The 3,738-nt window shown below is 41.2% G+C and carries 4 protein-coding genes; all 4 read right to left on the bottom strand.

The window, feature by feature from the left end; translation table 11 throughout:
• Positions 1 to 506: sodium:solute symporter family transporter (locus FH976_RS15470; protein ID WP_407701658.1), on the bottom strand; the 506-nt coding region annotated here is incomplete at its 3' end.
• 40 nt (positions 507 to 546) lie between these two features.
• Positions 547 to 1,422 (bottom strand): N-acetylmannosamine kinase, encoded by an 876-nt coding sequence (locus FH976_RS15475; RefSeq protein WP_194091676.1) that lies wholly within the window; start codon positions 1,420 to 1,422, stop codon positions 547 to 549.
• Positions 1,415 to 2,131: an N-acetylmannosamine-6-phosphate 2-epimerase gene (locus FH976_RS15480; protein ID WP_194091677.1), complete on the bottom strand. Its 717-nt coding sequence runs from the start codon at positions 2,129 to 2,131 to the stop codon at positions 1,415 to 1,417. Before FH976_RS15480 ends, FH976_RS15475 begins: the two co-directional genes overlap by 8 nt.
• Positions 2,132 to 2,392: 261 nt before the next feature.
• Positions 2,393 to 3,478, bottom strand: coding sequence for a porin (locus FH976_RS15485; protein WP_194091678.1), 1,086 nt, complete (start codon positions 3,476 to 3,478; stop codon positions 2,393 to 2,395).
• Between the last annotated feature and the right edge of the window lie 260 nt (positions 3,479 to 3,738).

Raw genomic sequence — 3,738 nt, forward strand, 5'->3', positions numbered from 1 at the left:
TAAACAATACAAAGTACACCAATTAAGAACACAATAAATAATGGGTTAATATCAATAAATGGGATCAGAGCGAGTGCTGTCAAATAGATGATGATCGCGATACGCCCGATATGGAATAGCATGAATGAAATACTTGAGAATAAACGCATTCTTACGTCAAATCGTTTTTCTAGGTATTCATAAGCGGAAGTCAGGTTCAACTTTCTGAAGAACGGAATGTAGTAGATGAAAACAATTGGCAATACAGCAATTGCCATGTATTGACCGATTAAGAACGTCCAATCTGAAGTGTACGCTTTCGCGGGAATCGACATAAAAGTGATTGAGCTTAGCGTGGTTGCAAATACGCTAATACCGGCCGCCCAACCGGGAATACGTCCACTGGCTTTAAAATAATCTTCTGTCGATTTTTGTCTTTTTGCAAAGTAAACGCCGACTAGCATAATAGCTAGGAGGTAAACCAGCAGCATAATGTAATTTAGGGTGCCAAATGAATGATTTTCCATTGGTATAAATCCTCGTTAATTTTGATTATGTAGTGAGTGATTAACTTTTAAAGTTTTTACAATACAAATTTGCAGCGCCAAGCAAACCAGCATCTGCGCCAGAATGCGCTAATTTGATATTGGTTTGATAGGCGGTAGGGTGCTGCTGTAAATAATGTTGTACTTGTTGTAGATATTGCTCAGCCAGCCCAACACTTCCTCCCAATACGACGGTTTCTAAGTCGAGAGAAATGGTTAAGTCAGCAATTAAGTTTGCAATGGTTTTAGCGGAGTGATTAATGATTGTCTTTGCATCAAGATTACCGGCAAGAAAATGTTGATACACCATCTGACCAGTACATTCGCTACCCCAAAATGCTTGACCTGCAACCCCAATCGCCGTGCCAGAGGCAATAGCTTCAACACATCCTTTTCTTCCGCATCCGCAGTTCGGGCCATTAGGATCTGCCAGCATATGTCCTGCATGGCCGGATAGTCCGGTTTTACCAATCTGTAATGATTTATCAATGACAAGCCCAGCGCCAACGCCCGTTGAGATGGTAATAAATGCCATATTAGAAATCGAATTATCAAGAAGTTGAAATTCGGTCCAAGCCGCCGCTTGTGCATCATTGATGACCATTGTCGGTAATTGGGTAATGTTTTCGATAGTCGACTGGATGGGGAAATGATCTAAACCGCCCAGATTGTTGGGGTTAAGCGCCGTTAATATCCCATTATTAATGATCCCCGTGGAGGCAACTGCCACCGCTTCGGCTTCGTTTATAAAAGGCATGAGTAGCTCGCTCAACACCATCGTCATTTGTTTGCTTGTTGTCGGTGTTGGTACTTGCTTACGTGTAATGATTTGGTTATCAACCACCATTGCAACGGCAATTTTTGTGCCGCCAAGATCGACCGCTAAGATCTTACTCATGAGAATTACCTAATGTGTTATATCGGCCTTCAGTAACCGATTTATCAAACCAGCTACAAATATGTTCAATACGAGTAATTGCTGAGCCCACGGTAACGGTAAATGCGCCAGCTTCGATAGCGGATTTGGCGAGTTCAGGTGTGTTGTAGCGCCCTTCCGCCATAACACGACAACCCGATGAATGTAAACGTTTCACTAGCTCTAAATCGGGTTCTTTTGGTGTTTCTACACAGGTGTAGCCAGACATAGTCGTGCCAATAATTTCAACACCAATAGAATGGCAATACATACCCTCTTCATAGGTCGAACAATCCGCCATTGCTAAGCAACCTAATGAATGAATTTCTTTTACTAGAGTGCTGATATCTTCAGGGCGAGGTCGGTTTGTTGCATCAATAGCAATAATATCAGCGCCGGCAGCTTGTAATTGACGAACATCATCAAGATAAGGGGTGATTCGAATCGGGCTGTCGGTTAAGTCTCTTTTAACAATGCCAATAATTGGCACGGTTACGGTTGGACGAACGGCTTGCAGATTATTAATCCCTTCAATACGCAGACCAGTGGCGCCACCAATAACGGAAGCCTGCGCCATGGCGGCGATAATGCTAGGCGTATTCATTGGGCTTTCATCTACTGGTTGGCAAGATGAAACAAAGCCTGTTGATAATTGTTCGAGGCAACTTTTGTTGTGAGCCTTAGTATTCATATTTTTGTTCCGATCATTTTTTCAATGAAGTTATACTCCAATAATAGCCGTGTGGAGTTTTACTTCAATGTGATTCTATCTAAATGGAGACGTGCGCCACATTTTTAATATTGTATTAAGCAAGAGTGCTCTGATATATAAGGTATCTTGAAACTTGGAGTCTGACTCCGAAAGGAGATATTGAGCGCTGTCTTGACACAAAAATGCCCTCAATGTCAGAGATCCAATCATTGAGGGCTATTGGTGTTATTTTGTTAAACTCTAAATTTCAAAGCGTAAGTTCACGCTGTAGAAATTCTCATCAGCATCGCCTGCAAAGTTTGTTGATGTACCTTGGTTATTGCCGTTTTTACCATCACGAATTTCATAAGTCGTGTAAATTGATGACCAATTATTCAGTTTGTATTGGACTTCAAAACTGGTGTCTTTTAGCTCTAATTCGTCGCCACCTTCGTTGTCGAGGTTACGGTAACCAATACGAGCAATCCAGCTATCGGTGATGTTATAAATAGCCGTAAATTCCATAACTTTATCGGTACTGGTGCCAGTATAACCGCTGTAATTTTCTAATCGGCCTTCTGAATATAACGCGCCCAAAGTTAAGTCATTGAGGTAATATTTAGTACCCGCACCCCAGAATTTATAATTGGCACCATTATTTTCTGGTTTGTAGCTGGCATCTGAATCGCTATCACCTTTGGTTTGTTGGTAAACAACGACTGGGGCTAAAGTACCGGCAGCGCCCATATCAAAGGTGTAACGTAACCCTGCGTTATAACCATAATCTAAATCGGAGGTATCATTACCAAAGATATAGGCAGCAGATACATCTAAGTTGCCAATGGTATTTTGGTATTGCAGAGTGGCATCTTGGCGGAAAACTTGTACGGCAGTGGCATCGACCTTGTTTACTTCGCGAGCCACCGATACATCGGAGCTAGAGAACACATCACCAATGTCGGTTAGCATGATTAATCCAGAATCAACACGCCCACCTTTTAATTTACCGTATTCATGGCCATCAATCCCTGCCCAAACATAACGCGCAGTGAAATCAGAAGAGTCTGGATTTAGCGAGTTCGCGTATTCTGCGGCGCCAATTTGGTATTGAGCCTGACCAATAATGTCAAAATGTTCATTAATATTCTGTGAACCACTTAAACCAATACGGCTATCAAACAACCCACGAGCATCTTGGTCATGGGTATCTTTATTGGTGATTTTATAGCTTAAACGGCTGTAAAGGTTCACATGAGAACCATCATCTGATTTATAAATATCAACAGCATGAGCGACAGAAGGTAATAATAGTGAAGAAATCAAAGTAGGTAATAATAACTTTTTCATATCTAAGCCTTTGTTTTAAAGTGAATAATTTATTTATTATTGTTCGGCTGCTTAAGAGTCTTTAATAATTTTGACGTGGTAAGAAGCGATGAGGTGCAAACTATAGCGATAGGAGTTTAACTTCAATGTAATTGATCTGTAATGGAGATCTACGCCATATTTTTTGTGTGTGAGAGGTAAAAATTGTGTGGTCAGCATGCGAAGGTTGGAAGGAATTTAATCGAGAGATGCTTTAAAAATCGTAAGCGTTCACCGAGGTG

The sequence above is a fragment of the Vibrio hibernica genome (genome assembly GCF_015223435.1).
Taxonomy (GTDB): domain Bacteria; phylum Pseudomonadota; class Gammaproteobacteria; order Enterobacterales; family Vibrionaceae; genus Vibrio; species Vibrio hibernica.